Origin of the sequence: Micromonospora sp. NPDC048843 (assembly GCF_040649965.1) — a bacterium.
GTDB classification, from domain to species: domain Bacteria; phylum Actinomycetota; class Actinomycetes; order Mycobacteriales; family Micromonosporaceae; genus Micromonospora; species Micromonospora hortensis.
Map to the genome: position 1 here is coordinate 13,696 of NZ_JBEZGJ010000047.1, position 26,794 is coordinate 40,489.

The 26,794-nt window shown below is 71.4% G+C and carries 25 protein-coding genes; 15 read left to right on the forward strand and 10 right to left on the reverse strand.

Annotated features, from left to right (window positions below; all coding sequences use genetic code 11):
* The first annotated feature begins 5 nt into the window (after positions 1 to 5).
* The 7 genes from AB0C20_RS14035 (at position 6) to AB0C20_RS14065 (ending at position 7,756) form a co-directional block, all read left to right on the forward strand.
* Positions 6 to 1,697, forward strand: coding sequence for a GAF domain-containing sensor histidine kinase (locus AB0C20_RS14035; RefSeq protein ID WP_328652791.1), 1,692 nt, complete (start codon positions 6 to 8; stop codon positions 1,695 to 1,697).
* 7 nt (positions 1,698 to 1,704) lie between these two features.
* Positions 1,705 to 2,373: a response regulator transcription factor gene (locus AB0C20_RS14040; protein ID WP_030337723.1), complete on the forward strand. Its 669-nt coding sequence runs from the start codon at positions 1,705 to 1,707 to the stop codon at positions 2,371 to 2,373.
* A 189-nt stretch (positions 2,374 to 2,562) separates the two neighbouring features.
* Positions 2,563 to 3,372, forward strand: a complete 810-nt coding sequence (locus tag AB0C20_RS14045; RefSeq protein ID WP_357180878.1) for an SAM-dependent methyltransferase — start codon at positions 2,563 to 2,565, stop codon at positions 3,370 to 3,372.
* A gap of 79 nt (positions 3,373 to 3,451) precedes the next feature.
* On the forward strand, positions 3,452 to 5,110 hold the full coding sequence (locus AB0C20_RS14050; protein ID WP_357568120.1) for a bifunctional diguanylate cyclase/phosphodiesterase: 1,659 nt from the start codon (positions 3,452 to 3,454) through the stop codon (positions 5,108 to 5,110).
* A gap of 288 nt (positions 5,111 to 5,398) precedes the next feature.
* A complete protein-coding gene (locus AB0C20_RS14055) occupies positions 5,399 to 6,034 on the forward strand; it encodes a TetR/AcrR family transcriptional regulator (protein ID WP_357180881.1) in 636 nt (211 codons plus the stop codon).
* The gene (locus tag AB0C20_RS14060; protein WP_357180884.1) at positions 6,004 to 6,666 is read left to right on the forward strand and encodes a lysophospholipid acyltransferase family protein; all 663 of its coding nucleotides are present in this window, start codon (positions 6,004 to 6,006) and stop codon (positions 6,664 to 6,666) included. The genes AB0C20_RS14055 and AB0C20_RS14060 overlap by 31 nt, the downstream gene beginning before the upstream one ends.
* 163 nt (positions 6,667 to 6,829) lie before the next feature.
* A complete protein-coding gene (locus AB0C20_RS14065; protein ID WP_357568114.1) occupies positions 6,830 to 7,756 on the forward strand; it encodes an endonuclease/exonuclease/phosphatase family protein in 927 nt (308 codons plus the stop codon).
* Between the two features lie 101 nt (positions 7,757 to 7,857).
* Here AB0C20_RS14065 and AB0C20_RS14070 read toward each other — a convergent pair whose 3' ends face one another.
* The 5 genes from AB0C20_RS14070 to AB0C20_RS14090 form a co-directional block, all read right to left on the reverse strand.
* Positions 7,858 to 8,982, reverse strand: coding sequence for a glycosyltransferase family 4 protein (locus tag AB0C20_RS14070; protein ID WP_357568115.1), 1,125 nt, complete (start codon positions 8,980 to 8,982; stop codon positions 7,858 to 7,860).
* Positions 8,979 to 10,238, reverse strand: coding sequence for a M48 family metallopeptidase (locus tag AB0C20_RS14075; protein WP_357180893.1), 1,260 nt, complete (start codon positions 10,236 to 10,238; stop codon positions 8,979 to 8,981). The genes AB0C20_RS14070 and AB0C20_RS14075 overlap by 4 nt, the downstream gene beginning before the upstream one ends.
* 102 nt (positions 10,239 to 10,340) lie before the next feature.
* Positions 10,341 to 10,559, reverse strand: a complete 219-nt coding sequence (locus AB0C20_RS14080) for a hypothetical protein (RefSeq protein ID WP_196918964.1) — start codon at positions 10,557 to 10,559, stop codon at positions 10,341 to 10,343.
* Between the two features lie 229 nt (positions 10,560 to 10,788).
* A complete protein-coding gene (locus AB0C20_RS14085; protein WP_357568116.1) occupies positions 10,789 to 11,508 on the reverse strand; it encodes a DinB family protein in 720 nt (239 codons plus the stop codon).
* Positions 11,509 to 11,570: 62 nt separating this feature from the next.
* On the reverse strand, positions 11,571 to 13,025 hold the full coding sequence (locus AB0C20_RS14090; protein WP_357180900.1) for an NYN domain-containing protein: 1,455 nt from the start codon (positions 13,023 to 13,025) through the stop codon (positions 11,571 to 11,573).
* A gap of 127 nt (positions 13,026 to 13,152) precedes the next feature.
* Here AB0C20_RS14090 and AB0C20_RS14095 point away from each other — a divergent pair, with 127 nt between their 5' ends.
* The 5 genes from AB0C20_RS14095 (at position 13,153) to AB0C20_RS14115 (ending at position 18,656) form a co-directional block, all read left to right on the forward strand.
* Positions 13,153 to 14,907 carry a DEDD exonuclease domain-containing protein gene (locus tag AB0C20_RS14095; protein ID WP_357180903.1) on the forward strand — a complete coding sequence of 585 codons (1,755 nt, stop codon included), beginning with the start codon at positions 13,153 to 13,155 and terminating at the stop codon, positions 14,905 to 14,907.
* Between the two features lie 126 nt (positions 14,908 to 15,033).
* Positions 15,034 to 16,827 carry an HD domain-containing protein gene (locus AB0C20_RS14100; protein WP_357181609.1) on the forward strand — a complete coding sequence of 598 codons (1,794 nt, stop codon included), beginning with the start codon at positions 15,034 to 15,036 and terminating at the stop codon, positions 16,825 to 16,827.
* Positions 16,828 to 16,880: 53 nt separating this feature from the next.
* Positions 16,881 to 17,423: an NUDIX domain-containing protein gene (locus AB0C20_RS14105; RefSeq protein WP_357568117.1), complete on the forward strand. Its 543-nt coding sequence runs from the start codon at positions 16,881 to 16,883 to the stop codon at positions 17,421 to 17,423.
* Complete coding sequence (locus AB0C20_RS14110; RefSeq protein ID WP_357568118.1) at positions 17,420 to 18,289, forward strand: sugar phosphate nucleotidyltransferase; 870 nt, start codon at positions 17,420 to 17,422, stop codon at positions 18,287 to 18,289. Before AB0C20_RS14105 ends, AB0C20_RS14110 begins: the two co-directional genes overlap by 4 nt.
* A 79-nt stretch (positions 18,290 to 18,368) precedes the next feature.
* Entirely contained in the window at positions 18,369 to 18,656 is a 288-nt protein-coding gene (locus AB0C20_RS14115) for an Lrp/AsnC ligand binding domain-containing protein (protein ID WP_074313163.1), read from the forward strand.
* A gap of 105 nt (positions 18,657 to 18,761) precedes the next feature.
* On the opposite strand, the gene AB0C20_RS14120 is transcribed toward AB0C20_RS14115, so the two are convergent.
* The 5 genes from AB0C20_RS14120 to AB0C20_RS14140 form a co-directional block, all read right to left on the reverse strand.
* Positions 18,762 to 19,454 carry a DUF4142 domain-containing protein gene (locus tag AB0C20_RS14120; protein ID WP_238680080.1) on the reverse strand — a complete coding sequence of 231 codons (693 nt, stop codon included), beginning with the start codon at positions 19,452 to 19,454 and terminating at the stop codon, positions 18,762 to 18,764.
* 194 nt (positions 19,455 to 19,648) lie between these two features.
* A complete protein-coding gene (locus AB0C20_RS14125) occupies positions 19,649 to 21,280 on the reverse strand; it encodes a cytochrome b N-terminal domain-containing protein (RefSeq protein ID WP_357180913.1) in 1,632 nt (543 codons plus the stop codon).
* Positions 21,277 to 22,365 (reverse strand): Rieske 2Fe-2S domain-containing protein, encoded by a 1,089-nt coding sequence (locus AB0C20_RS14130; protein ID WP_357180916.1) that lies wholly within the window; start codon positions 22,363 to 22,365, stop codon positions 21,277 to 21,279. Before AB0C20_RS14130 ends, AB0C20_RS14125 begins: the two co-directional genes overlap by 4 nt.
* Positions 22,366 to 22,429: 64 nt before the next feature.
* Positions 22,430 to 23,266, reverse strand: coding sequence for a cytochrome c (locus tag AB0C20_RS14135; RefSeq protein ID WP_238682815.1), 837 nt, complete (start codon positions 23,264 to 23,266; stop codon positions 22,430 to 22,432).
* Between the two features lie 70 nt (positions 23,267 to 23,336).
* Positions 23,337 to 23,936 (reverse strand): heme-copper oxidase subunit III, encoded by a 600-nt coding sequence (locus AB0C20_RS14140; protein ID WP_112582810.1) that lies wholly within the window; start codon positions 23,934 to 23,936, stop codon positions 23,337 to 23,339.
* Between the two features lie 99 nt (positions 23,937 to 24,035).
* Between AB0C20_RS14140 and AB0C20_RS14145 the strand changes: the two genes are divergently transcribed.
* From AB0C20_RS14145 to trpD, 3 genes are all read left to right on the forward strand, one after another.
* A complete protein-coding gene (locus AB0C20_RS14145; protein WP_357568121.1) occupies positions 24,036 to 24,965 on the forward strand; it encodes a cytochrome c oxidase assembly protein in 930 nt (309 codons plus the stop codon).
* Positions 24,966 to 25,068: 103 nt separating this feature from the next.
* Complete coding sequence (locus tag AB0C20_RS14150; RefSeq protein WP_091407513.1) at positions 25,069 to 25,464, forward strand: hypothetical protein; 396 nt, start codon at positions 25,069 to 25,071, stop codon at positions 25,462 to 25,464.
* A gap of 91 nt (positions 25,465 to 25,555) precedes the next feature.
* The gene (gene trpD / locus AB0C20_RS14155; RefSeq protein ID WP_357568119.1) at positions 25,556 to 26,602 is read left to right on the forward strand and encodes an anthranilate phosphoribosyltransferase; all 1,047 of its coding nucleotides are present in this window, start codon (positions 25,556 to 25,558) and stop codon (positions 26,600 to 26,602) included.
* Positions 26,603 to 26,794 lie beyond the last annotated feature (192 nt).

Here is a 26,794-nt window from a genome sequence, read left to right on the forward strand (position 1 = left end):
GTCACGTGCCCGCATCCACAGCCACCGCCCCGCACCCGCATCCCCTCGCCGCGGCCGCCCGCGTGGTGATGCTGGCGCTGATCGCCATCCTGACCCTGTTCGCCACCCGCGACGTCACCCAGCTCTGGTGGATCGCGCTGCTGGCGGTGGCCGGGCTGCCGTCGCTGCTGGCACCGCAGCACCGGCTGGTCGGCCCGCTGAGCCGGGTGGCCGAGGTGGTGGTGCTGGGGCTGGCCGCGAGCCACGTCGCCGCTGTGGCGTCCATCGGTGGCACAGTCGACGGCCTGGGCGCCTCGGCGGTGCTGCCCTACCTGGCGGTCCCGGTGACCGTCACCGCGCTGCGCCGCCGCTTCCCGGAGGGCGCCGCGCTACTCGTCGTCACCGCCGCGACCCTGCTGCTCAGCGGCGCGCTGACCCAGGTCGACGGTGGTCTCCAGCTCGGCCAGCTGGGTTACCTAGCGGTGTGCGCGCAGTGGCTGATCCTGGCGGCGCTGGGGCTCTACGCCGCCGGCACGCTGCACCGGGTGATGGCTGTCCGCGGTGAGGGCAAACCCCAGCCGTACGCCGAGGCAACCCGGCTGCTGACCCAGCTGCGGACGGTGGCCCGGCAGCTGCCCGGGGCGACCCTGGACCCCGGCGGCATCTCCGAGCACCTGCTGGAGGAACTGCGCACGGTGGCCCGCGCGGACCGGGGCGCGGTGCTGTCGGCCAGCGGCGGAGGCCGGCTCGTGGTGCTCGCCCAGGCCGGCGTCGACCGGGTGGACTGGGAGACGACGCTGGACGCGGACTCGGCGATCGCCGACGCCTGGGCCACCCAGCAGGCCACCACTGCCGCCCGGTCGCAGTCCCGCTCGCACCGCGGCGGCGACGTGTCCGCGCTGATCATTCCGCTGGTCGCCGGGGTGCGCACTGTGGGGCTGGTGGTGCTGGAGGCCGACGCCGCGCACGCGTACCCACCACCGGTGGTGTCCCGGGTGACAGCGCTGACCCGCCCGGCCGCGCTGCGGCTGGAGGCGGCGCTGCTCTTCGACGAGGTGCGCTCGCTGGCCACCAACGAGGAGCGGCAGCGGCTGGCCCGGGAGATCCACGACGGGGTCGCCCAGGAGTTGGTGATGGTCGGCTACGGCATCGACAACGCCCTGGCCACCGTCTTCGACGACGCCGACGAGACCGCCGAGGCCCTGCGTACGCTGCGCGGCGAGGTGACACGCGTGATCCAGGAGCTGCGGCTGAGCCTCTTCGAGCTGCGCAGCGAGGTGGACCGGCAGGGTGGGTTGGCCGCGGCGATCGCCGAGTACGCGCGCACCGTGGGCGCGTCCGGCGGACTGCGGGTGCACCTCTCGCTGGACGAGTCCACCGCCCGATTGCCGGCCGCCACCGAAGCCGAGTTGCTGCGCATCGCGCAGGAGGCGGTGACCAACGCGCGCAAGCACGCCGGGGCGTCGAATTTGTGGGTCACGTGTGAGGTCGACCCCCCGTACGCGCAAATAGAAGTGTCGGATGACGGTCAGGGGATGGCTGACCAGCGCCCGGACGGGCGGTACGGTCTTGCGATCATGGCCGAGAGGGCGGAACGTATCCGGGGCCGGTTGGAGATCAGGCCGCGGCAACCCAGCGGCACGACTGTGGCGGTGGTTCTCGGCACCTCGGCCCGGCGCGATAACGTGCGCGGCAGCGCAGCACCAGAAGGGGAGTAACCCGAGGATGACCACAAGTCCGATACCGGCCACCCGTACCAAGGTCCTCCTTGTCGACGATCATGACCTGATTCGCAAGGGTTTGCGGCACGCCTTCGAGCGCGACCGCCAGTTCGAGGTCGTCGGTGAGGCGGCCACGGCGGCGGAGGGAGTACGCCAGGCCGGCGCCTTGCAGCCGGACGTGGTGATCATGGATCTGCGGCTGCCCGACGGCAGCGGCCTGGAGGCCACCCGCGCACTGCGGAAGTCCAGCGCGTCGATGGGCATCGTGGTGCTGACCATGTATGCGGGCGACGACCAGCTCTTCGGCGCCCTTGAGGCCGGCGCGAGCGCCTTCGTGCCGAAGACCGCCCCTGCCGACGAGGTGGTGGCCGCCGCACGGCACGCCGCCTCCTCCCCCAGCGCGTTCACGGCGGCCGACCTGGCCGAGGCGATGAAGCGCCGGCTCGCCCCGTCCGGCCCGCAGTTGTCTCCCCGGGAGGGGCAGGTGCTGCGGTTGCTCGCCGACGGGATGAGCGTGGCGGGCATCGCCAAGCAGCTGTTCGTCAGCGAGTCCACGGCGAAGACGCACATCTCGAAGCTCTACGAGAAGCTCGGCGCGGCCAACCGGGCTCAGGCCCTGATGACCGCGCTCCGGCTGGGCCTGCTCGAGGCACCGGACGCGCCGAAGTTCTGACCTGCATCCCGCTCGTCGAGCGGGACGACGCGACCGACGGTCCGCGCCAGCTTCGGCAGGCGCGGACCGTCGCGCATCGACCGACGTCGGCGGGCAACCTTCGGCGCGCTATGGTCTGGCGTGCGTGGCGGGTGCACAATACCCGCGCGGGCGACGATGCTCGCGTCGCGGATTCGAGGGGTGAAACGCATGCAGCGGCCGGACTGGGCACCCGACACCATCGACATCGAGCGCCCGAGCGTCGCGCGGATGTACGACTACTACCTCGGCGGCTCACACAACTTCGCCGCCGACCGGGCCGCGGCGCAGGCCATGGTCGCCGCGGTGCCCGAGGCACCGTTGATGGCCCAGGCCAACCGGGCGTTCCTGCGGCGCGCCGTGCACCACCTCGCCGACGCCGGGATCCGGCAGTTCCTGGACATCGGTTCGGGCATCCCGACGGTCGGCAACGTGCACGAGATCGCCCAGCAGCTCGACCCGCAGTCGCGAGTGGTCTATGTGGACGTCGACCCGGTGGCGGTGGCGCACAGCCGTGAGATCCTCGCCGGCAACGAGCAGGCCGTGGTCGTGCAGGAGGACCTGCGCAACCCGGAGGCGATCCTGGCCCATCCGGACGTCCGCAAGCTGCTCGACCTGAGCCAGCCGGTGGCCGTGATGGTAGTGGCCGTCCTGCACTTCGTCCCCGACGACGACCGGCCGGCGGAGCTGCTGCGGACACTGCGGGACGCCTTGGCGCCCGGCAGCTACCTGGTGCTGTCGCAAGCCAGCGACGACGGGCGCAGCGAGGACGAACGCGCCGAGGCGGAGCGGGTCTACCGGCGCACCGACAACCCGCTGTCCGTGCGCAGCCGCGCCGAGCTGACCGCGCTCTTCGACGGCTTCGAGCTGCTCGACCCCGGCGTGGTCTGGGTGCCCGAGTGGCGACCGGACACTCCGGAGAGCGCGGAGGACGCCGAGCGCGCGGTCTTCATGGGCGGCGTCGGGCGCCTCGGTGACTGAGTCGCCCGGGGCGAACCCCTATCCGGGGACGTTCGCCCGGGCCTGGGCGAAGGCGGTCTCCGGCACCAGCTACCTACCGATGACCCAGGCCCAGTTGGAGTCCCTTCTGGACCGGCTCACCGGGGAACTGGCCGGGGCGTTGCGCACCGAGCCGTTCGACCTGCGCGCCGGGCACCGGGTCGGCGCCGAGTTGGTCGCCGCGCACATCGCTTCCGCCGAGGGGCTGGGTCGTACGGTCGAGGTCATCCAGCTCCGCCTGGTGCGCGACCTAGGCCTGGTGGCCGAGGACGTCGAGGACCGGATGGCCCGGCTGCTGGCGGCCGTCGCGACCGGCTACGCCCGCGCGCTGCGCGACCGGACGCTCGACGAGCAGGAGTCGATCCGCCGCGCCGCCATGCGGGCCCGCACCCAGGCCGAGCGGGCACTGCGGGCCAGCGAGGCCCGGTTCCGGCATCAGGCCACCCACGACCCGCTCACCGGCCTGCCCAACCGGACGCTGTTCACCGAACGGCTCGCCGCCGCGCTCAACGAGCCGGGCCGGGGCGCGCAGCGGGTCGGGGTGTGCTTCCTGGACCTGGACCGCTTCAAGGTGGTCAACGACACGCTGGGGCACCAGATCGGCGACCTTCTGCTGGCCACTGTGGCTGAGCGGCTGCGCAAGGCCATGGGCGAGCACCTGGTGGCCCGGCTCGGCGGCGACGAGTTCGTCATCCTGGTGGAACGCACCGCCGGCACCGACGACATGGTGGCGGTGGCCGAGACCGCGCTCGCCGCGGTACGCACACCGGCCCTGGTCGACGGGCACGAGCTGCAGATCTCGGCGAGCATCGGCATCGTCGAGCGCCAGGTGGCCGGTGCCAACCCCACGGACCTGATGCGAGCCGCCGACAGCACTCTGCACTGGGCGAAGTCCGCCGGTGGGGCGCGCTGGGCGCTCTACGACGCCGAGCGCAATCAACGTGAACTGGCCCGCTACGCGCTCTCCGCGGCCATCCCGGCGGCGTTGGAGCGGGGCGAGTTCTACCTCGACTACCAGCCGCTGACCTCACTGCGCGACGGCAGCCTGGTCGGCGTGGAGGCGCTGGTCCGCTGGCGGCACCCCGAGTTGGGGGTGCTGCGCCCGGACAGCTTCATCGGGTTGGCCGAGGAAACCGGCCTGATCGTCCAGCTGGGCGGATGGGTGTTGGCCGAGGCGTGCCGCGAGGCCGAGGCGTGGTCGGCCGGGGGTGCCGCCGCGCCGTTCGTCAGCGTCAACCTGGCGGTACGGCAGGTGCACCGGCCCGGTTTGGTGCAGGAGGTCCGCGCGCTGCTGCGGCAGACCGGCCTGCCACCGGAGCGCCTCCAACTGGAGATCACCGAGAGCACGATGATGAGCACCGCCGAGGAGCCGGTCCGTGCCCTGCGGGTCCTTGCCGACCTCGGGGTACGCATCGCGATCGACGACTTCGGCACCGGCTACAGCAACCTGGCGTACCTGCGGGACCTGCCGGTGACCGAGCTGAAGGTGGCCGGAGAGTTCGTGGCCGGCCTGCGCTCGCCCTCCGTCGGCCGCACCGACGAGCGGATCCTCGCCTCCCTGGTCTCGCTGGCGCACGCGCTGGACCTGACCGTCACCGCCGAAGGTGTGGAGACCGCCGGGCAGGCCGAGCGGCTACGCGCGATCGGCTGCGACGCAGCACAGGGCTGGCACTTCGGCCGCCCGGCCCCCGCCGATCGCATCCTGGCCCGCATGCGCTGACCCTCGGGCCCGCACGCCCCAACCCGTCCCCGCCCACTCCCCCAAACTGCGGCTCACCCATCACCCGCAGCTCGCCGGGCTCACCAGTTGGGCGCAGACGAGCGGACGACGCGAGCGGACCACGCGGGGTCGGATCTTCCGTTGAGCGTGATGCCGGTGAGTCATCACGATGACTCACCGGCATCACGCTGATCCCGGCAAGGCACGGCAGCCCCCGAGACACGTTTGCTTGAAGCCCACCCCACCGACGAGGTAGACGGCGTCTACGGCGACTGGTAGACAGTGTCTATGGACGCGGACGAGACGGGGCTGCGGGCTCGGCTGGTGGCCGCCGGGGTGGATCTGGTGCTGCGCGAGGGCCAGTCGGCGGTGTCGCTGCGGGAGATCGCCCGTCGTGCCGGGGTCTCGCACGGCGCACCGCGCCGCTACTTCCCAACCCACGTCGACCTGCTCTCCGCCATCGCCCGGGAAGGGTTCGCCGACCTCACCGCCCGGTTCGAGCGAACGCTGCGTGACGTCGGTCCGGACCCGCGTACCCGATTGACCGCGTTGGCCCGGACGTACCTGGACTTCGCGGCGGCCCATCGCGGCATGTTCGAGCTGATGTTCCGCCACGACCTGCTGGACAGCGGCCGATTGCGGCTGCGCGAGACGAGCCTGCCGCTGTTCGCCGTGCTGGCCGACCTGGTGGCACAGGCGCGCCGGCCCACCGACGCGCCCGCGGCGGTGCTGGCCGGCGCGCTGTGGGCGAACCTGCACGGCATCGCCCAACTCTGGGCCTGGGGCAGCCTGCCGCTGGCCACCGGCGCCACCGACGACGATGCCCTGCTGCGCGCCACGCTGGACGCCCACCTCGGCCCGGCGCCGGCCAGAAACCCGACCCCGGAGGACACGTGCCCCTGCTGTACGACGTCACCAAACTGACCGTCGGCACCGCGCTGCGGTTCGGCTGGCACCCTCGGGTGGAAGGGCTGGAGCATCTGCCCCGAAACGGCGGCGCGATCCTCGCCGGTAATCACCTGTCCGTCGCCGACGAGTTGTTTCTCGTCACCTCGACGCCCCGACACGTCACCTTCTGGGCGAAGGTCGAATACTTCAACGGGCGTGGTCCGGGCGGCTGGCTCAACCGGCGGATCGTCGCCGGCATGGGCGCCATCCCGGTCGACCGAGCCGACGGCCGGGCCGCCCTGCGCGCCCTCGACGCCGCCGTCCCGGTGCTGCGCGCCGGCGGCCTGGTCGCCGTCTATCCGGAGGGCACCCGCTCCCCGGACGGGCGGCTCTACCGGGGCCGGGTCGGGATGACCCGGCTGGCCCGCGACGCCGACGTGCCGATCATCCCGGTCGGCGTGACCGGCACCGCCGAGGTGCTGCCGGTCGACGCGCGGCTGCCCCGTCGACACCCGATCACCCTGCGGTTCGGCCCGCCGATCCCGGTCGCCGAGCGGATCAACGGGCCCCGCGACATCCGGACGGTCACCGACGAGGTGATGGCGGCGATCCAGAAGCTCACCGGCCAGGAGTACGTCCCGCACTACGCGCCCGCCCGGGAGAGCTGAACGCCTGCTCCTCGCCGGGCCCCGTCGAGCGCAACCGACAGCGCTCGCGAACATGCCGGGCGCGGCCCGATACGCGAGTTTTCTCGCACCGAGCCGGCGGGTCCACAGTGGAACTTGAGCGGGCGCTACGATACGCATTCTCGCGCCAATTACGGGGGTAGATGTGCGTATCTGGAAGGGCGGCTTGGCGGCCGCAACAATTCTCACTGTTCTACTGGCGAGCGCCGGTGTCAGTTCGGCAGCCGCCAACGTCAGCTACAACGTATGGACCTGGAACGTGGCGGGCTGGACGATGCACCGCGGCTCGACCAGCAACGGCTTGATTGACGTGATCTCCAATTCCATCCGGAACCGCTCAACACATCTCGCCGCTCTCAACGAGCTGTGCTGGGGGCAGTACAAGGCGGTGCAGGCGAATCTCCGGGCGTCCGACTGGGGCGAGAACGAGGACGACTACTCGCGGTTCGAGAGCACCAACGACACCGGCTGCGGCGGCGAGAAGTCCGGCATCGCCCTCTTCAGCAAGGCACCGATGGGCACTGCCGACCGCATCACGCTGCCGGACGACGGCCGGGTGGAGAAGCGGAAGTTGTTGTGCACCCCGCTTGAGGCCCGGCCACACCTTCGGTTCTGCACGACCCATATCACCACGTCGAGCGAAATCATCGGGGGAAGCCCGATCAACCAGCAGCAGCTCGACGCGGTCCGTGCTCACGTGGATGCGTTCAACGCCAGCGGCGACACCGTAATCATCGCGGGCGACTTCAACGCCCAGCCCAGCTACAACCGCCTGGACAGGTGGTATGCGCAGTCGGTGAACACGGCGAACAACCCCAACAACGTTGGCGCCCATCGGGAGCTTGACGATCGTGATTCGCGCTGCGTCGGATACGGCGAGAACACCCAGGACGATGGGACTCCTCCCGGCCCGTGCGGGCCGGGCAAGAAAATCGATTTGATTTTCGTACGGGAGGACAAGATCGTGGGTGCCTACGATGGTGATTCGCTGACCATTTCCAACAGCTGTGGCGGCGCCTGCTCCGATCATCGGATCGTCATCGGATCGGTAACCGTGACGGTAGCCTCCTGATCCACCCGATCGCGCTCAAGCGCGCAACGGAGGGGCATCGTCCACGGCGACGAAGCCCCTCCTTCCAGGATGGAGCTCGGGCCACTGCCTTCAGGTAGCCGTCAGCCGGCGAGCAGTGCCGCCATGCGTTCCGCCTGCGCCTCCCAGCGCCACTCCCGTTCCACCCACGCCCGGCCAGCAGCGCCCAGCTGACGGGCCAAGTCCCGGTCGGCGAGCAGCCGGGCGACCCGGTCGGCGAGCTGGGCAACGTCCCGACCGCGGACGACGTAGCCGGTCTCCCCCTCCCGGACCGCGTCCGGCGCGCCGCCGGAATCACCGGCCACCACCGGCAGGCCGGTCGCGGATGCCTCCAGGTAGACGATGCCCAGCCCTTCGACGTCGAGGCCGCGGTTGCGGGTCCGGCACGGCATCGCGTAGACGTCGCCGGCCGCGTAGTGCGCCGGCAACTCCACCGACGGCACCGTGCCGGTGAACACCACATCCCGTTCCACACCGGTCTGGCGGGCCAGCTTCTCCAGGGTCGCCCGGTACGGCCCGCCACCGACGATCAGCAGGGCCGCGTCGGGCACCTGGCGGCGGATCTCCGGCAGGGCTCGGATCAGGGTGTCCTGACCCTTGCGTGGCACCAGCCGGGACACACAGACGACCACCGGCCGGTCGGTCAACCCGAGCCGGGCCCGGACCTGTTCACCGTCCACGCTCGGATGGTAGGTGTCCACATCGACCCCGGGCGCGAGGCGGCGCAGCTCGGTGACCCCGTCCAGCACCCGGGCCAACCGGCTGCGGGTGTACTCGCCGAGATAGGTGGTCACGTCCACACCCCGACCGATGCGCCGCAGCGCCGGCCGGGCGGCCGGCACCGCCGCCCAACCGACCTCGTGGCCGTGGGTCTGCGCCACCACCCGGCGGATGCCGGCCCGCCGCCGCAGGCCTGCCGCCAGCAGGCCCAACGGGGCCGCCGCGCCGAACCACACGGTGTCGCAGTCGTACGCGCGCGCCAACCGAGCCGCCCTCCGGGCGATCAACGGGGTCGGCAACAACACCCGGGTACGCTCCCGGATCACCTCGAACGGCTGGTCGGCGTCGAACTTCGCGGCCCCACGCCAGCTCGACGCGTAGACGACCACCGAGCCGGCCGGTTGACGGACCGCGAGATTGTGCACGAACGACTGGATCCCACCCGGGCGGGGCGGAAAGTCATTGGTGATCAGCAGGGTGCGGTTCATCGGCCGGCCTCCCGGGCGTACGCGCGGGCGGCGGCCATCCGCTCCACTGTGGATGGATGTGAGGCCGAATAGAGGTATTCCCAGCGGGGCGGGTCGGGGTCGCCGAGGTTGACCGAGCCGAGCCGGCGCTGCATCGACTCGAAGGACTCCGGGTCGTTGGTGAGCGCGAGCGCGTGAGCGTCGGCCCGCGCCTCCACCCGGCGGGACATCAACGCCTGCACCGGAGCGGCAACCAGCCCGGCCACCGTGACCAGGGCGACCAGCAGCGGGAACGCGCGCGGTTGGGCCACCGAGTCGACACCGGCCAGCCGCAGCAATGGCCCCCACGAGCCGAGCAGGTAGAGCGCCACCACGGCGGCCGCGGCGCCCAGCGCCCCGGTCAGTGTGCCGGCCGCCACGTCGGAGTCCTTAGCGTGCCCCAACTCGTGCGCGACGACGGCGGTCACCTCGGCCGGGGTCGCCTCGCGCAGCAGCGTGTCGTAGACGACCACCCGTCGGGTCGGCCCGAGACCGGAGACGTACGCGTTGACCGCCCTGGTGCGCCGGGAGGCATCGGCGACCAGCACGTCACGCACCGGCACCCCGTCGCGGGCGGCCATGCTCATCAGCTCGGTGCGCAACGGGCCCTGCTCCATCGGGGTGAAGCGGTTGAACACCGGCTCCACCAGCACCGGTAGCACGAACGACAGCAGCGCCACGAGCACCGCGGCGCCGGCCGCACCGAACGCCCACCACCAGCGTGGCGCGAGCCGGATGACCGCGTAGAAGCCGAACAGCGCCACCGCGCCGATCACCGCGCTGACGGCGTACGACTTGAGCAGATCGACCGCCCAGCCGCTCCAGCCGTTGGTGCTCAACCCGTAGCGGGTGAGCACGCTCTGCCGCCAGGCGGCGAACGGGAGCGTCACCAGGTCGGCGACGAGCACCACCGCCAGCCCGCCGAGCACAGCCTGCGCTGCCCAGTGCCCACCGAACGGCCGGCCCACCAGCTCGACCAGACGACTGCCCAACGGGGTCAAGCCGAGCGCGAGGGCGATCAGCAGCCCAATGGCGAGCGCGGCGTAGCCACCGGGACGCAGCGCGGCCCGGAACTCCCGCCCCTTGGCCACCTGCTCGGTCGGAAGGTCGCGCAGCGCGGCGAGTTGGTCGGCCCGGGGTGCCGGCGGGCGGTGCCACGGGATGAGCAGCGCGGCCAGCACGACCAGCGCGAGGGTGAGCACGGCCAGGGTCAGCAGCGCCCAACCGCGCGGCGTCACCGCGTCACCGCCCGTTGTTCCCCGTTCATCGCGCCGCTCCTCCTGCCGTGACCGCTCATCCTATGGCCCGTGAGAAGCCCACTTCCGGGCGCGGTGCCGTGCTCAGGCGACGCGGCGGGTGGCACGACGGCGAGCTGCCTCCGGGCGCGCGGGTGCGGCCAGCACCTCCACGTCGAAGCCGGCCCGGGCGAACACCTCGATGGCCTCGACCTCGGCGGCGACCAACCCGGCCGCCGGGGACGTCTCGTCGAACAGGGCGGTCAGCGGGCAGCCGGAACAGCCGTCGGCCCGCTTCGCGCACCCGTCACAGTCGATGAGCATCGTGCCTCCTGATCGGCTCTCGGCGCTCGGTCGACGCCCTTTCGTCGCCGACCGAGCACCGTCGGTGACATCGACACTAACCACCGGGTACGACAGGAACCCCGTCCGACCGCCCGTTTCAGGGCTAGATCCACTCCAGATCAGCGAAATCGGGGTATCCCACCCGGCCGGGACCTGCGCCGTCAGCCTCGTCTGCCGCTACGGCTGACCGACGAGGCGCTGCACCTGATCAGCCCTGCGCGTCGAGGTCACGCAGTGCGAAGCGGAGGTGCTGCCACTCCTCGTCGAAGATGACGTGAAGGCAGTGCAGGACGGACACCTGCTTCTCGGGCCACCAGGCGGCCGGCCGAGTCTCGGCGAGCAGGTCCGGTGTGACGGCTGCGAGGAAGTCGCGGACCATCGCCTGCCGCTCGGCTCGCAGCTCAAGGGTCTCGGCGAACGTCGGCTGCTCGACGACGAAGATCGACATGTCGAAGCCCTCCGTCTCGTACTCGGCATGCGGTTGCCCGAGTGGGTGGAAGGGCTGCGGCAGGCGCAGGATCGACTTGCCCAACCAGGTGTCGGCGGCGAACGCGAGGTGGCGCAGTGTCTGCGCGAACGACCACTCCCTGTCGATCGAGACGTCGACAGCACCCTCGGGCATGGACACAGCCCGGTCGACCGCCGCCGCCCAGGCCCGTTCGAGAGCCGCCCACGCCACGCGGAGGTCGTCCGGATTGTTGGCCTGCCGAAGGTCGCGCCCGGGAAATCGCCGGTTGAGCTCGGCCTCGACCAGCGGTACGACATCGACGCCGTTGATCAGGAACGTGCCCTCGGCCAGCCACGGTGCGTCGATGTCCAGAGCATCCACATCGACGCCGCGCATCACCGCCCCGGCCAGCGTCGACCTGTTGAACCGGGCACCTCGCAAGTCCCGGTCGAGGAAGACCTTGACGTCGTCCTGGCTCATGGCGACTCCCTCCCGTCAGCGACAGCAGCGACGCTAACGCTCGGGTACGACAGCCGGGTAGGTCAGGAGCGGGCGAGCCGCCGTAGCAGCGAGTCCGCGCCCAGCGGGTAGGCGCCGTGCCGGCGTACCCCGTCGGCGACCTCGCGGTCCGACGAGACCACCACCACCGGTCGGCCCGCCGGCTCGGCACGGACCAGTCGCCGGATCAGCTCGTCGGCGGTCTCACCCTTGCGGGAGAAGAGCACCCGTACGCCGCGCGGCGCGGGCGGCAGTCCGTGCATCCGCTCGGCGCCGTCGAAGACCACAGTGACCTCGTCGCCGGTCTGCGCGGCGATCCCGCCCAGCCCGGTGATCAGGCGTTTGCGCTGCTGCTCCAGGGACATCTCGCCGAAGCCACGCTTGGTGACGTTGTAGCCGTCCACCACGAGGTGCGCCCGGGGCAGGGCGAGCAACTGGTCGAGCCGGGCCGGGTCGTCGGTGTCGCGGGCGCGGGCGGCGGGGCCGGCCGGGGCGGTGCCCGGCTGCTCGGCGAACGCGTCGGCGACGAAGTCGGCGGGGAGTTTGTCCACCGGGTCGAGCGCCAGCTCCCGGCGCAGCCCGACGGCAGCCTGGCCGATGGTCTCCAGGAGCAGCCAGAGCCGGGCGTCGTCGACCGAGCGCGCCTCCTTGGCGCTGGCCCGGGCCACTCCGGCGGCGGCCTCGGCCTCGGCCAGCCGGGCCCGGGCGCGGCGGAGTTCGGCGTCCACGTCGGCGCTGGCGCGGGCGGCCCGGCCGCGCTCGGTGGCCAGCAGCTCGGTGGCCTTCCGCTCGCGGACCTGGGTCTCCCGCAGGGTGCGAGCCACCTGTCGGGACTCCTCGCGGAGCTGACCAAGCTCCTCGCGGACGCGGGCCAACTCGTCGCGAAGCTTCTCGGCCTCGACCCGGGCCACCGCGCGGTCGTGCTCGGCCCGGGTGGCCCGCTGCTCGGCCTCGCGGACCAACTCGGCGACGACGGCGCTGTCCGCCTCGGCACGCACTGCCGCGCCGCTGGCGTCGATCAGCTCCCGCCAGCCACGGGGACGGGCCAGGTAGGCCAGCGCGGCCACCTCGACCGGGTCGGCGGCGGCCGGCGCGGTGCCCTCGACCACCGCCGCGCCGAGATCGCCGGCGTCGGCCAGGACCCGCGCGGTGACCCGCTGCCGGAACAGCGGGTCGGCGGTGAGCTGGGCGGCGATGACCGGCGCGCCGAGTCGGGCGCGTCGGTTGGGGGCGAACTTGGCCACCCGACGCAACGGCACCGGGACCTCGTCGGTGGGAAGGGTGGGCAACACCGCGGCGGTCAGCGTCACGATCCGCTGCCGGACCGGCTCGGGCAGGGTCGGCTCCGGCTCGGCGGCGGGGCCGTCGCCCGTCGTCGTCGGGTCCGATGCGCCAGATGTGTCGGTGACTACGTTGTCGTCCGGGTTGCCCAGGGCCCCGTCGAGCGCGACCGGATCCTCCTGCGGGAGGTGGTCGTCGTACGGCTCGGTGAGGGGCATGTGGCAAGTCTCCCACCGCGACCGGGCCCACCGCCCGGTGAGTGAGCCGATCTCTCATCCTAGCCCCATGGTGACGGATGGGACGGCTGCGACGGGAGTGTCGGACCGGGGCGCTAGCGTGCCGCCGATGGCACAGGCGGAGTACGTCCAGGAGTCACTGGCCGGTCTCGACCCGGCGGTTGGCGGGGTGGACCCGGCGCTGCCGCTCTACGCGACGACGTTCGTGGTGGTCGACCTGGAGACCACCGGCGGCGCGCCGGACGGCGGCGGGATCACCGAGATCGGCGCGGTGAAGGTGCGCGGTGGTGAGCAGTTGGGGGAGCTGGCGACCCTGGTCAACCCGGGCCAGCCGATTCCGCCGTTCATCACGGTGCTGACCGGCATCACCCAGGCCATGCTGGTGCCGGCGCCACCGATCGAGCAGGTGCTGCCGAGCTTCCTGGAGTTCATCGACGACGCGGTGCTGGTGGCCCACAACGCCCCGTACGACGTGGGCTTCCTCAAGGCCGCCTGCGCCAAGCACGGCTACCGCTGGCCCAACCCCCGGGTCCTGGACACGGCGGCGCTCGCCCGCCGGGTGCTGACCCGCGACGAGGTGCCCAACCGCAAGCTGGGCACCCTGGCCGCCTACTTCCGCACCGCCACCCAGCCCACCCACCGGGCGTTGGACGACGCGAAGGCCACCGTCGACGTGCTGCACGGGCTGATCGGTCGGCTCGGCGGGCACCGGGTGGACACGGTCGGCGACGCCATCGAGTTCGCCCGCGCTGTCACCCCGACCCAGCGCCGCAAACGGCACCTGGCCGAGGGGTTGCCCAAGGTCCCCGGGGTCTACATCTTCCGGGCCGCCGACGACAGGCCGCTCTACGTGGGCACCTCGGTCGACATCGCCACCCGGGTGCGCAGCTACTTCACCGCCGGCGAGAAGCGCGCCCGGATCTCCGAGATGCTGGGCGCGGCCGAGCGGGTGGAGGCGGTGGAGTGCGCCCACTCGTTGGAGGCGGAGGTCCGTGAGCTGCGGTTGATCGCCGCGCACGCCCCGCCGTACAACCGCCGGTCCAAATACCCGGAACGCATGGTCTGGCTCAAGCTGACCGACGGTCCGTACCCTCGGCTGTCGATCGTCCGCGACCTCTCCCCCACCGACACCGCGTACCTCGGGCCGTTCACCTCCCGGCGAGCCGCCGAGCTGGCCGCCGCCGGTTTCCACGACGCGGTGCCACTGCGCCAGTGCACGCACCGGCTCTCGCTACGCACCGTCACGCCGGCCTGCGCGCTGGCCGAGCTGGGTCGCTGCCCGGCGCCCTGCGAACACAAGATCACCCCCGAGGAGTACGACGACAGCGCCGCCACGCCATTCCGCACCGCGACGGCCAGTGACCCCCAGCCGGTGGTGGACGCACTGCTCGCGCGGATCGACGTGCTCTCCCGCGACCAGCGCTACGAGGAGGCCGCCGTGGTGCGGTCCCGGCTGGCCGCCGTGCTGCGGGCCACAGTGCGGATGCAGCGGCTGGCCGCGCTGACCGGGATCGTCGAGTTGGCCGCGGCCCGGCCGGCCGCCCGGGGCGGCTGGGAGTTGGCGCTGGTCCGGCACGGCAGACTGGCCGGCGCGGGGGTGTCCCCGCCGGGCGTGCACCCGCGTCCCACGTTGACCACGATCCGGGCCACCGCCGAGACGGTGTCGGGCGGGCACGGTCCGGTGCCGGCCGCGACCGCCGAGGAGTCCGAGCGGATCCTGTCCTGGTTGGAGCGACCGGAGACCCGACTCGTCGAGATGTCGTCCGGTTGGTCCTCTCCGGCGAGTGGCGCGGGCCGGTTCCGTGACCTGCTGGCGAAGGCCGAGGGCGGCGCGTCCCACCAACTCTCGACCGAACGCTCATGACCAACTGACCGATCGGACTACGTCGACTCGCTTAGGCTGTTAGAGAAGTGCAGTCCTGCCCGATTCGTGGGCCTGCTCCCCCGCCGGGTCCCGGCGATGTGGAGCCGGGGTGAGGAGGTGTCCCTCGTGGACGTCGACGCCGGACACGGCGCCGCCCTGGGGGGCGCCCTGCCGACACAGCCGGGTGAGCTGCCGCTCGCTCGCCGGCTGCGGTCGCTGCTCAGCTGGCCGACCACCGACTCGGACCCGGTCACCCAACTGGTCCGCACCCACCGGGGCATCCACGCCGGCACCGACCCCGCGGTGCTGCGCCGTGCCTACACGATCGCGGAAAACATGCACCGCGGGCAGTTCCGCAAGAGCGGGGAACCGTACATCACCCATCCCCTCGCGGTGGCGCAGATCTGCGCCGAGCTGGGGATGGACACCACCACCCTGGTCGCGGCGCTGCTGCACGACACAGTTGAGGACACCCGCTACACCCTCCAGGCACTCTCCGAGGACTTCGGCGGCGAGGTGGCCCACCTGGTCGACGGGGTGACCAAGTTCGACAAGGCGTTCTACGGCAAGGCCGCCGAGGCGGAGACGGTCCGCAAGATGATCGTCGCGGCCGCCAAGGACGTCCGGGTGCTGATCATCAAGCTGGCCGATCGGCTGCACAACATGCGGACGCTCGGGGTGCGCTCCGCATCGTCGCGGGAACGGATCGCCCGCAAGACCCAGGAGGTGCTGGTCCCGCTCTGTGACCGGCTGGGCATCCAGACCCTCAAACGCGAGCTGGACGACGTGGTGCTGCTGCACCTCGAGCCCGACGAGCACGCCCGGCTGGCCCGGCACGTGCACGATCGGCCGGGCTGGGATTCCTACCTCGACTCGGTGGTCACCCGGACCAGGGTGGCGCTGCGCCGCAGCCGGGTCGACGCCGAGGTCAGCCCCCGTCCCCGGCACCTCTACTCGATCTGGAAGGACACCATCGCCGGCGGCCACACCGCCCCGTACGACCTGCCCCGCATCGTGGTGGTGGTCGACGGCCCGGCCACCGACTGTTACGCCGCGCTGGGCGCGATCCACGGCACCTGGCGACCGGTGGCCGGCCGTTTCAAGGACTTCATCGCCTCGCCGAAGAACAACCTCTACCGTTCGCTGCACACCAGCGTCTGCGGCCCCCAGGACCGCACAGTGGAGGTGCTGATCCGCACCGAGGAGATGCACCGCTCGGCCGAGTACGGCATCGCCGCCGACTTCCGTTTCCCCCAATCGGGGCGTGGCAGCGCCGCGGCCCGTGCCGAACAGCTGGACTGGCTGCGCCGGGTGCTCGACTGGGAGCCGGACGCCGCCGACCCTGCACAGTTCTACGAGTCGCTGCGCTGCGACCTGGCCGAGGGCCAGATCCAGGTCTTCGCCGACGGGCGGCAGGTCGTGCTGCCGGCCGGTGCCACGCCCGTCGACCTCGCGTACGAGCTGGGTAACGACCGGGGCGACCACTGCCTCGCCGCGCGCATCAACGGTCGGCTGGCCCCGCTCAGTTCGGAGCTGGACGAGGGCGACGTGGTGGAGATCTTCACCGAGAACGACGGCGACAACGGCTTCGAGGCCGGTGTGGCGCCGCGCGGCCCCCGGCGGGAGTGGCTGACCTTCGTCAAGTCGCCGCACGCGCAGATGCAGATCAACAGGTGGTTCGCCGAGCACACCGAGCCGGGCATCACGATCAGCGACAAGGTGCGCCTCGGTCGGGCCACCATCGGGCTCGCCCTTCGCCAGCACAACCGGGGCCTCGCCAGTGACCTGCCACTGCTGCGCCTCTCCGAGGAGTTGGGCTACCCCGACCTGGAGACCCTGTTGGTCGCGGTCTTCGACCGGGTGATCGAACCAGACACCGTGGTCCGCCAGCTCATCGACCTCGTCGACCATCGACAGTGACCCGGCGGGCCCCAGCGCGACCGAAGGACATTCGTGACCACTAGCCTGGAGTCATGATCCCCCGCTCCCGCGCCACCGGTCGGGCCCTCTTCTACCAGGCCTTCTACCGGCTGCCGCTGCCGGTGCGTCGGCGCCTGGTCCGGCTGGTCGTGCCCAAGTACATCGTCGGCGCGGTGACCCTGGTCCGGGACACCGAGGCGACGGGCGCGGGTCGCTTGCTCATGCTGCGCCAGCCGCCCGGCAAGGGTTGGTCGCTCCCCGCCGGCCTGCTCAACCGGGGTGAGGCTCCGGTGGTGGGCGCGGCCCGTGAGCTGTTCGAGGAGTCCGGTGTCCGGCTCCCACCGTCGCGGCTGCGCCCGGCGGTGCCGAACGCGATCGTGCACGCCAAGGGCTGGGTGGACATGGTCTTCGAGGCCGAGGTGCCGGCGTCCAGCACCGAGCTGACCGTCGACGGCGGGGAGGTCTTCGAGGCCGCCTGGCACCCCCTGGACGATCTGCCCAAGCTGACCTGGCCGACGGCCCGGCTGCTCGCCTACTACGACATCGGGCCGATGGCCGGGCAGTTCCCGCCGCCCGTGCCCGACGACACCCCGTGACCGGGGCGGCCGGTGTGCCGGCGGAGCTGTGCGCGGTGGTGCTGGCCGCCGGCGAGGGTACGCGGCTGCGCCCGCTCACCGAACGGCTACCCAAGGCGCTCTGCCCGGTGGGCAACGTCCCCCTGCTGGATCGGGCGTTGGCGCGGTTGGCCGGCCTGGGCCTGACCGGTCCCGATCGGGTGGCGGTGAACGCCTGTTACCTCGGCGATCAGGTGGTGGCGCACGTCGGCGACCGCGCACACCTGTCGGTGGAGCCGGGCGACCCGCTGGGCACCGCGGGCGGGGTGGCCAACCTGCGGGACTGGATCGACGGGCGGCCGGTGCTGGTCGGCAACGCCGACGCGTACCTCGCTGACCCGGCCGCTCCCCCGGGCCCGGACGTGGCCGCCCTGCTCGACGGCTGGGACGGGCACACCGTACGCCTGCTCGGCCAGCCCGCCGCGGACCCGGCGGCGCCGGGCACCTTCGCCGGGCACTGCTTCACCGGCTTCTCGCTGCTGCCCTGGCGGCTGGTCCGTGACCTGCCGGTCGTGTTCTCGGACCTGGTCCGCGCCGTGTGGCGTCCGGCCGAGGCCGCGGGCGCCCTGACTGTGGTGCCCTACCCGGGCATCTTCTTCGACACCGGAACCCCGGCCGACTACCTGGCCGCCAACCTGCACGCCGCGGCCGGCGGCGTTCTCGTCGAGGAGTCCGCGACGGTGACCGGGCACTGCGTGGAGTCGGTCATCGGCACGGGCGCCCGGGTTGACGGTGACGTGTCCCGCACCGTGGTGTGGCCGGGCGCGACAGTACGGGCCGGCGAGCGGCTACGGAACGTGATCCGGGCCGGGAGCGACCTGACAGTGCCCTGCCCCGCCCAGGGCTGAGCCCCGACGGCTCCCGCCTCCGGTTTCGCACCGGAACATCTAGCATGGGCGACGACGCCGACGAACGGAGAAATGCCCCGTGATCACCGCGATCGTGCTGATCGACTGCGCCACCGATGCGATCCCCGAGGTGGCGGAGAACCTGGCCAACCTTCCCGGTGTCAGCGAGGTCTACTCGGTGGCCGGGCACGTCGACCTCATCGCCATCGTCCGGGTCCGCGAGTTCGACCAGATCGCCCAGGTCATCGCGGGCAGCATCTCCAAGGTCCCGGGCGTGCTCAACACCGAGTCGCACATCGCCTTCCGGGCGTACTCCCAGCACGACCTGGAGGAGGCGTTCGCGATCGGTCTGGCCAGCGCCGACTGACCCGCTCGCCGTTTCGGGGGGCCGTGCCGGCCGCACGGCGGCGCGTAGCGCGCACAGGGCGGCCGGCCCACCTCAAGTGTGGACCGGCCGTCTGCTGTGGCTACGTCAGCTCTCGCTGGGAGCCGGTACCTCGGTGCTGCCGCCGCCCGGAGCCGGCGACTCGGTGCCGGTGCCGCCCGGAGCCGGGGACTCGGTGACAGTGCCGCCCGGAGCCGGGGACTCAGTGCCGGTGCCGCCCGGGCTGGGCGTACCGCTGGCGCTGGTCTGCGGAACCGGGATGCCCAGCTTGTTGGCGAGCGCCACCAACTCGTCGTAGTGCGTCTGCAGCGTCGGAAGCGCCGTCTGCGCCAACTGGACCACCGACTGCTCGGAGCCCTGCGAGATCTCCGTCTGGGTGGCCTGGATGGCCTGGACGTGGCCGGCCAGCTCACTGGTCACCCAGAGCCGGTCGAACTCCGCACCGCTGGCGTTGTTCAGCTTGTCGATGACCGCCTGCTGATCGGCACTGGGCTCGTTCGGCAGTTCCACCCCGAGCTGCGACGCGGTCTGCTGCACCGTCTGGTCCAGCTGGGTGTGGTCGGTCTTCAGCATCGCGCCCAGGTCCTTGACCCCCTGGTCCTGACCCTTCTGCTGAGCCAGGTCACCAGCGGTGATCTCGAACAGGTTGACCTGGTGTACCGCCTGCAGGTACTGGGTGTCCTGCGTTGACGGCTGTGCCGCGGCCTGCGCGGCCGCAGCCGGCGCGACACCGACAAGTACCAGCGCGGCCAACAGGCCGAGGCGTTTGATACCCAACATGCTTCCCCCCCTTGAGACGTTGGACCGCACGGATACCCGGCTCACCGTGGTTATTCCTGCGATCGCCCGTCGCGCGGGGTCGACCGGTCCCATCAGGGGCGTCCGACTCCTGGTCGGATGGGTCCCGGGGGTGTGGATACGACGGAGCGCCCGCCGGAATCCGGCGGGCGCTCCGTAACCGTGTAACTGGGCGGTCAGCGGCGGCTCTCGCCGCTGCCGATCTCCTCGCGCTCCGGTCGGGCCTCGACCGGCGGGTGCCCCGGCGAGACCGGTGCCTCGACCGGCTTCTCGATCGGGTAGAAGAAGCCCCGGATGGCCGGGCCGAGGGCCCCCAGCCGGTTCATCTTCTTGGGCACGACCCAGCCGACGTAGTCCAGCTGGCCGTGACCGTCAGCGTGCCCGTTGGACGCGCTGAGCGGCTGGTGCACCTCGACGAACCGGCCGTCCGGCAGGCGCCGGATGATGCCGGTCTCCACGCCGTGCGCGAGCACCTCCCGGTCGTGCTGCTGCAGACCCAGGCAGAGCCGGTAGGTGACGTAGTACGCCAGCGGCGGGACCACCAGCAGGCCGACACGGCCCGCCCAGGTCATCGCGTTCAGGCTGATCTGGAACTTGTCAGCGATCACGTCGTTGGCGCCGGAGAGCGTCAGCACGATGTAGAACGAGACGGCCATGGCGCCGACGGCGGTCCGGGCCGGCGCGTCCCGGGGACGCTCGAGCAGGTTGTGGCTCTTGCGGTCCTTGAGGTGCCGGGCCTCCAGGAACGGGTACATCGTCGACAGGCCCACCAGGATGCCGGGTAGCACGACAGTCGGCCAGAACAGCGGCGGAATGACGTACCCGTCGCCGAGCGGGATGTTGATTTCCCAGGCCGGCATGAGTCGGGTCGACCCGTCGAGGAACATGACGTACCAGTCGGGCTGGCTGGCGGCCGAGACCACCCACGCCTCGTACGGGCCGAACAACCAGATCGGGTTGATCTGGAACAGACCGCCCATCAGCGCGATGACGCCGAAGACGACCATGAAGAAGCCGCCCTGCTTCAGCGCGTACCGCGGGAACATCCGCTCGCCGACCACGTTGTTGTTGGTCCGGCCGGGGCCGGGCCACTGGGTGTGCTTCTGCTTGAAGACCAGACCCAGGTGGACGCTGATCAGCGCGACCAGCAGACCCGGGATGAGCAGCACGTGGGCGATGAAGAACCGGCTGATGATGATCGTGCCAGGGAACTCGCCGCCGAAGACCGACGAGGTAACCCAGGAGCCGATCACCGGGATGGACAGCATGATCGCCGAGGCGATCCGCAGCCCGGTGCCGGACAGGCCGTCGTCCGGCAGCGAGTAGCCGGTGAAGCCGGCCAGGAAGCCGACCCAGAACAGCAGCGAACCGATGATCCAGTTGGTCTCACGCGGCTTGCGGAAGGCACCGGTGAAGAAGACCCGCAGCATGTGCACGACGATCGCGGCCATGAACAGCAGCGCCGCCCAGTGGTGCATCTGCCGCATCACCAGACCGCCGCGGACGTCGAACGAGATGTCCAGGCTGGAGGCGTACGCGGCGGACATCGGGGTGCCCTGCAGCGGTGCGAAGCTGCCGTCGTAGACCACCTCGGTCATCGCCGGCTCGTAGAAGAAGGTGAGGAACACACCGGTCAGCAGCAGCACGATGAACGAGAACAGCGCGATCTCGCCGAGCAGGAAGGACCAGTGGTCCGGGAAGACCTTGTTCAGCAGCTTGCGCAGCGGGGTGGCCACCTGGAAGCGGTCATCCACTCCCACTGCGGCCTTGCCCGGCGTCGCCGCAAGGTCGAACTTTCGACGCTTCATGGCCGCTCCCAGAAATCAGGCCCGACGGTCTCGGTGTAGTCGGACTTCGCCACGAAGAAGCCCTCGGAGTCCACCTCGATCGGCAGCTGCGGCAGCCGCCGGCTGGCGGGGCCGAAGACTGGCCGGGCGTTGTCGGTGATCAGGAACTGGGACTGGTGGCACGGGCAGAGCAGCCGGTTGGTCTGCTGCTCGTACAGGCTGGCCGGGCATCCCGCGTGCGTGCAGATCTTGGAGAACGCCGCGTAGTTGCCCCACATGTAGTCGCCGTGGCCGATCTTCTCGTTGGCCCGGCGCGATTCCTGTGCGTCCGAGTCGCGGAGATGGATCAGCAGCGTCGGCGAGTCGGCGTGCTTGTTGCTCACACCGTGGTCGATGCCGGGGAAGACGGTGATCTGGCCACCGGTGCTGATGTCCGCCGGACGGACCGGACGGCCGTCCTCGCGGACCAGGCGGATCCGCTCGCCGCCCTCGGGCGTGGCGAACCCGGTGGTGAACATCTGGTTGTTCTTGTGCGGCTGCGAGATCAGGCCGCCGACCAGCGGCGCCGCGGCGACCGCGGCGACCGGCGCGAGACCGGCCAGCAGCGAGATGCCGAGCAGGGGGCGACGCTTCACGCCCAGCTCGTCCGCCATGTAGAGCATGGTCTGACCGGTGATGGTGCGGCCGTCGGAGTCCACCTGGCCCTCGTGCCGGTCCTGGATCGAGACCTCCTTGGGCAGCAACTTCTTGCCCCAGGTCAGGATGCCGAAGCCGACGGCGAGCAGCGCCACGCCGAGGGTGAAGCCGAGCAGCGGGGTGTAGAACTTGTCGCCGCCCCGGCCCGCCTCGTACTTCCACGGCCACCAGATGTAGATGGCCAGGAAGGCGGTCGCGGCCAGGCCGGTGATCAGGAAGAAACCGGCGACCACCCGGGTCAGCCGACGCTCCGCCTTGGTGCCCGGCAGCACCTGTGGCTCGTAGTGGACGATCTCGATGTCGTCCCGACGCGCGCCTTCACGAACGATGTCGAACCGGGTCAGCTTGGGGTCGTTCACGTCGAGCGGCTCCGGGCCCTGTGGGGCCTGGTGCTCGGGGTGGGTGCTCATGCCGTCACCTCGCTACGGGTGGCGCCGAGCGGCACCACAGCACTGAATCGGATGGCCTGCTCGATCACGACTTACCCGCAATCCACAGGCTAGCGAAGACGAGCGCCACGATGCCAACCAGGAAGATCGCCAGGCCCTCGGTGGACGGGCCGTACCGCCCGAGGTTCAACCCACCCGGGTCCTGGTCGTGCTTCAGCGTCTCCTGGATGTAGGCGATGATGTCGGCCTTCTGCTCCGGCCGGAGCTGGTTGTCGCCGAACACCGGCATGTTCTGCGGGCCGCTCAACATCGCCGCGTAGATCTGGCGGTCGGTCGCGGGGTGCAGGCTCGGGGCGAACTTGCCCGAGGAGAGCGCACCACCGCCGCCACCGAAGGCATGGCACTGCGAGCAGTTGATCCGGAACAGCTCACCGCCGGCGGCGATGTTGCCGTCCTCGCGGAGGTCGTCGCCCTCGGGCACGACCGGTCCGCCGCCGAGCTCCTGGACGTACTGGGCCAGCTGACGGGTCTGCTCGTCGGTGAAGACCGGGGGCTTGCGGTGCGCCTGGGCCTCCTGGCGGGCCAGCGGCATCCGCCCGGAGCTGACCTGGAACTCGACCGATGCCGCGCCGACGCCGATCAGGCTCGGCCCGCGGCCCTCGACGCCCTGGGCGTTGCGGCCGTGGCAGGTCACGCAGCTCACGTCGAACAGCGCCTTGCCCTCGGCGGCGGCGCCGGTCAGCTGCGGGTTGTCCTGCGCCTGGGCGCCCGGGGCGAAGACGGTGTACGCGCCACCGGCGAGCATCAGCGCGGCGATCAGCCGGACCGCGGCGCCCAGCCGGCGGCGGCCCCTGCTGCGCGCGGCGGGCCGCTCGCGCAACCGCGCGAGCAGACCGCGTCGGCGGTCGTTGTCAGAAGTCATGAGCGGTGTCCTTAACCGGTTGGACCTGTCTCAGGGGACGGAGCAGCAGCGCGGAATGTGACGCGCAAGATCACTGGAGCCAGTAGATCATGGCGTACAGCCCGATCCACACGACGTCGACGAAGTGCCAGTAGTACGACACGACGATCGCCGACGTCGCCTGCGCCGGAGTGAACCGGCCCATGGTCGTACGGACCATGAAGATGATGAAGGCGATCAGACCACCGGTCACGTGCAGGCCGTGGAAGCCGGTGGTCAGGTAGAACACCGACCCGTACCCGTCTTCGTTGATCTTGATGCCGTCGGCGACCAGGTGCCGGTACTCGTTCAGCTGGCCGAGGACGAAGATCAGGCCCATCACGAAGGTGACGGTGAACCAGCGCCGCAGCGCGTGCACGTCACCCTTCTCCGCCGCGAAGACGCCGAGCTGGCACGTCACCGAGGACAGCACCAGGATCACCGTGAAGGTGGTCGCGTACGGAATGTTCAGCGCCTCGGTGTGCTTCTCCCACTGCTCCGGCGCAGCCGCGCGGATGGAGAAGTACATCGCGAACAGCGCCGCGAAGAACATGAGTTCGCTGGAGAGCCACACGATCGTCCCGACGCTGACCATGTTTGGTCGGGTCAGAGAGTGGATCCGGCTCTTGTCAATGGCTGGGGCCGCAGTCACGCCGTCATTATTGCCCCTGACCGGGGCCGCCGATCAGCGGGGTGGCAAACCTGCGCCTTCCGTGGCCCGAGCGTCAGGGTCCGGTTCGCCTGGCCTAGCCTGAAAAGCGTGCTGCACGTCGATCCGATCTTCGCCGCCACCTCGGCCCCGCCGCCGTTCACCGTCGGCGCGGTGCTGACCGAGACCCGGCTGGACAGCTGGCTGGCCCTCGGCCTGGTGCTCGCCGCCGGCCTGTACCTCTACGGCGTGTACCGGCTGCGCCTGCGCGGCGACCGCTGGCCGATCACCCGTACCGTGTTCTTCCTCGGCCCCGGCCTGGGCGGCATCGCGCTCGTCACGGTCAGCGGGCTGCACGCGTACGACACCGCGCTGCTGTCAGTGCACATGATCCAGCACATGGTGCTCTCCATGGTGGCGCCGATCTTCCTGGCGCTGGGCGCGCCGATGACCCTTGCCCTGCGGACCCTGCCGGTCGGGCCGCGCAAGCGCCTGCTCGCGATCGTGCACAGCCGCGTCGCCCGGGTCTACAGCTTCCCGCTGGTGGCGTTCGCCATCTTCGTGGTCAACCCGTTCGTGCTGTACTTCAGTGACCTGTACCGCTACACCCTCGAACACGCCTGGGCGCACGAGCTGGTGCACGCGCACTTCATCATGACCGGCTGCGTGTTCTTCTGGCCGCTGCTCGGCCTCGACCCGCTGCCCGGCCGCTGGCCGTACCCGGCGCGTGCGCTGCTGATGCTGCTCTCCGTGCCGTTCCACACAGTGCTCGGCCTCACCATCATGCAGAGCAGCACGCTCTTCGGCGGTGACTGGTACCCGTCGCTCAACCTCGGTTGGGTCGACCCGTGGCAGGACCAGGTGGTCGCCGGCGGCATCCTCTGGGCCGGTGGTGAGTTCGTCAGCGTGACAATGCTCGCGGTGCTGGTGGTGCAGTGGGTCAAGCAGTCCGAACGGGAGGCCCGCCGGGTGGACCGCGAGCTGGACCGCCAGGAGGCCCGCGAACGCGCCGCCGACGCCGCGCCCGCCTGAGCTGCCCGGACGGTACGCCCCGACGCGCGACGCCGGGCGGGATGTCGGCTACGTCACGCCGACCGGTACGATCTGCGGGCAGCTACGAGGTGGGAGTTCCGGCATGACCGATCGTCTTTGCACCGTGTTGCTCTACAGCGACGACCCGCAGGTCCGCGATCGGATGCGGATGGCCGTCGGCACCCGGCCCGCTCCCGGTCTACAGATCGAGTTCGTCGAGGCGTCGACCTACGCGGAGACGATCCGGCTGGTCGACGACTACGAGATCGACCTGCTGCTGCTCGACGGTGAGGCGAGCCCGGGCGGCGGCATCGGCATCGCGCGGCAGGTCAAGGACGACCGGGACGACGCTCCCCCGACCTGCCTGGTGATCGCCCGCGCCGCCGACCGATGGCTCGCCGCGTACGCCGAGGTCGACGCGACGCTGGTGCACCCGCTCGACCCGGTGACCACCGGCGGCACGGTGGCCGAGTTGCTGCGGACGCACGCACCCGCCTGACGTCCCACGCTCCTCCGGCACCCCCACGGCGCCGGATCTCCTCGGCGCCGGTTCCAGCCCACCCGCACTTCGCATGCTCGGGAGGCCCGCCATGGGCGATCGGACCTGGCCGCACCTGCTCAACGCGCTGCTGCGCGGTGACGAACTCTCCACCGCCGACACCGCCTGGGCGATGGACGAGATCATGACCGGCTCGGCGAGCGCGGCGCAGATCGCCGCCTTCGCCGTGGCGCTGCGGGCCAAGGGGGAGACCCCTGCGGAGCTGGCTGGCCTGGTGGAGGCGATGCTCGGTCGCGCGGTCCCGGTGGCGCTCCCCGAGGAGTTGCGCCGTACCGCGCTCGACGTGGTCGGCACCGGCGGTGACCTCGCCCACACTGTGAACATCTCCACGATGACGGCGCTGGTGGTCGCCGGCACGGGTGTCCGTGTCGTGAAGCACGGCAACCGGGCCGCCTCCTCCCTGTGCGGCACCGCCGACCTGCTGGAGTTCCTCGGCATCCCGCTGGATCTCGGCCCGGAGCAGGTTGCCCACTGTGTCGAGGAGGCCGGCATCGGGTTCTGCTTCGCGGCCCGCTTCCACCCCGGGATGCGGCACGCCGGCCCGGTTCGCCGCGAGGTGGGCGTGCCCACCTTCTTCAACTTCCTCGGCCCGCTGACCAACCCGGCCCGCCCCCGGGCCGGCGCGGTCGGCTGCTTCGACCTGCGGATGGCCCCGGTGATGGCCAGCGTGTTCGCGGCCCGTGGCGACTCGGCGATCGTCATGCGCGGCGAGGACGGGCTGGACGAGTTCACCACCGCCGCGCCCACCCGGATCTGGGCGGCCCAGGGCGGCACCGTACGAGAGGTCGTGCTGGACGCGACGGACCTGGGGGTACCCCGGTCCACCCTCGCCGACCTGCGGGGCGGTGACGCCGCGTACAACGCTGGCGTGGCCCGTCGTCTGCTGGCCGGCGAGACGGGCCCGGTTCGGGACGCGGTCCTGGTCAACGCGGCGGCGGCGCTGGCCACCCAGGGCCCGCTGGACGGCGACCTGACCGAGGCGCTCCGCGCCGGCCTGGCCCGTGCGGCCGAGTCGATCGACTCCGGCGCGGCCGCCGCGACCCTGGACCGCTGGATCGAGACCGCTACCGCCGCCTGACCTCACCACCACCCGCCCCGTCGGCGCCCGACCCGTCGGGCGGCGGTGTCTCGGCCGATGATCGACTCGGGTTCCCTGAATCCGCGGTTACCGGGCAGGGCGGTTTCAAGCGGCTGTTGCGACTAGGTGTTTGTGGAGTACCTCGGCTGGATTCTGCCAGTCGAGGGTTTGGCGTGGTCGTCCGTTGAGTTC

Bases quoted from the DNA above. Each gene is read 5' to 3' on its own strand.
- AB0C20_RS14150 (WP_091407513.1), top strand. From the start codon at position 25,069: ATGACCGATCGTCTTTGCACCGTGTTGCTCTACAGCGACGACCCGCAG.
- AB0C20_RS14080 (WP_196918964.1), bottom strand. From the start codon at position 10,559: ATGCTCATCGACTGTGACGGGTGCGCGAAGCGGGCCGACGGCTGTTCC.
- AB0C20_RS14125 (WP_357180913.1), bottom strand. From the start codon at position 21,280: ATGAAGCGTCGAAAGTTCGACCTTGCGGCGACGCCGGGCAAGGCCGCA.
- AB0C20_RS14055 (WP_357180881.1), top strand. From the start codon at position 5,399: ATGGACGCGGACGAGACGGGGCTGCGGGCTCGGCTGGTGGCCGCCGGG.
- AB0C20_RS14085 (WP_357568116.1), bottom strand. From the start codon at position 11,508: ATGAGCCAGGACGACGTCAAGGTCTTCCTCGACCGGGACTTGCGAGGT.
- AB0C20_RS14070 (WP_357568115.1), bottom strand. From the start codon at position 8,982: ATGAACCGCACCCTGCTGATCACCAATGACTTTCCGCCCCGCCCGGGT.
- trpD (WP_357568119.1), top strand. From the start codon at position 25,556: ATGGGCGATCGGACCTGGCCGCACCTGCTCAACGCGCTGCTGCGCGGT.
- AB0C20_RS14135 (WP_238682815.1), bottom strand. From the start codon at position 23,266: ATGACTTCTGACAACGACCGCCGACGCGGTCTGCTCGCGCGGTTGCGC.
- AB0C20_RS14090 (WP_357180900.1), bottom strand. From the start codon at position 13,025: ATGCCCCTCACCGAGCCGTACGACGACCACCTCCCGCAGGAGGATCCG.
- AB0C20_RS14095 (WP_357180903.1), top strand. From the start codon at position 13,153: ATGGCACAGGCGGAGTACGTCCAGGAGTCACTGGCCGGTCTCGACCCG.
- AB0C20_RS14105 (WP_357568117.1), top strand. From the start codon at position 16,881: ATGATCCCCCGCTCCCGCGCCACCGGTCGGGCCCTCTTCTACCAGGCC.
- AB0C20_RS14045 (WP_357180878.1), top strand. From the start codon at position 2,563: ATGCAGCGGCCGGACTGGGCACCCGACACCATCGACATCGAGCGCCCG.
- AB0C20_RS14130 (WP_357180916.1), bottom strand. From the start codon at position 22,365: ATGAGCACCCACCCCGAGCACCAGGCCCCACAGGGCCCGGAGCCGCTC.
- AB0C20_RS14050 (WP_357568120.1), top strand. From the start codon at position 3,452: ATGACCCAGGCCCAGTTGGAGTCCCTTCTGGACCGGCTCACCGGGGAA.
- AB0C20_RS14040 (WP_030337723.1), top strand. From the start codon at position 1,705: ATGACCACAAGTCCGATACCGGCCACCCGTACCAAGGTCCTCCTTGTC.
- AB0C20_RS14120 (WP_238680080.1), bottom strand. From the start codon at position 19,454: ATGTTGGGTATCAAACGCCTCGGCCTGTTGGCCGCGCTGGTACTTGTC.